General features: G+C 68.6%; 1 protein-coding gene. It reads left to right on the top strand.

The window, feature by feature from the left end:
• Positions 1 to 54: 54 nt before the first annotated feature.
• Positions 55 to 726 (top strand): malonate decarboxylase subunit alpha (locus JMF90_RS39200; RefSeq protein WP_201326563.1); only part of this gene is annotated, 672 nt, incomplete at its 3' end.

The following is a 726-nucleotide window of genomic DNA, read 5'->3' as shown; positions in this document are numbered from 1 at the left end:
GGCGGCGGCGCCAGGCTTAGAATGCCGCTGAACCCTCGAAGCGGAGAACTGTTCATGACCGGATGGAATCACGCGCGGCAGGCGCGCGATGCACGCCTCGCGGCCGGCGCGGCATACGCGCAGGGCAAGCGGGTCGATGCGCGCGACACCGTCGCGTTGCTCGAAGCGGTGCTGCGGCCCGGCGATCGCGTGTGCCTCGAAGGCGACAACCAGAAGCAGGCCGATCTGCTCGCCACCGCGCTCGCCGACGTCGACAGCGCGAAGATCCACGACCTGCACATGGTGCAGTCGGGCGTCGTGCTGCCCGAGCATCTCGACGTGTTCGAGCGCGGCATCGCGAAGCGGCTCGACTTCGCGTATTCGGGCCCGCAGTCGCAGCGCATCGCGAAGCTGCTGTTCGGCGGCAAGATTGCGCTCGGCGCGGTGCATACCTATCTCGAACTGTTCGCCCGCTACTTCATCGACCTCACGCCGCAGGTCGCGCTGATCGCGGCCGTGAGCGCCGATCGCGACGGCAACCTGTACACGGGCCCGAACACCGAGGACACGCCGACCGTCGTCGAGGCGACCGCGTTCAAGGACGGCATCGTGATCGCGCAGGTCGACCGCATCGTCGACAAGGTGCCGCGCGTCGACATCCCGGGCGACCGCGTGCATTTCGTCGTCGAGGCCGGCCGGCCGTTCTACGTCGAGCCGCTGTTCACGCGTGATCCGGCCGCGATCACC

This window comes from Burkholderia sp. E168m23, assembly GCF_016586125.1.
In the GTDB taxonomy this organism is placed as follows: Bacteria; Pseudomonadota; Gammaproteobacteria; order Burkholderiales; family Burkholderiaceae; genus Burkholderia; species Burkholderia orbicola.
Note: the sequence above shows the minus strand (reverse complement) of the source record. Positions and strands in the feature narration are given on the sequence as shown.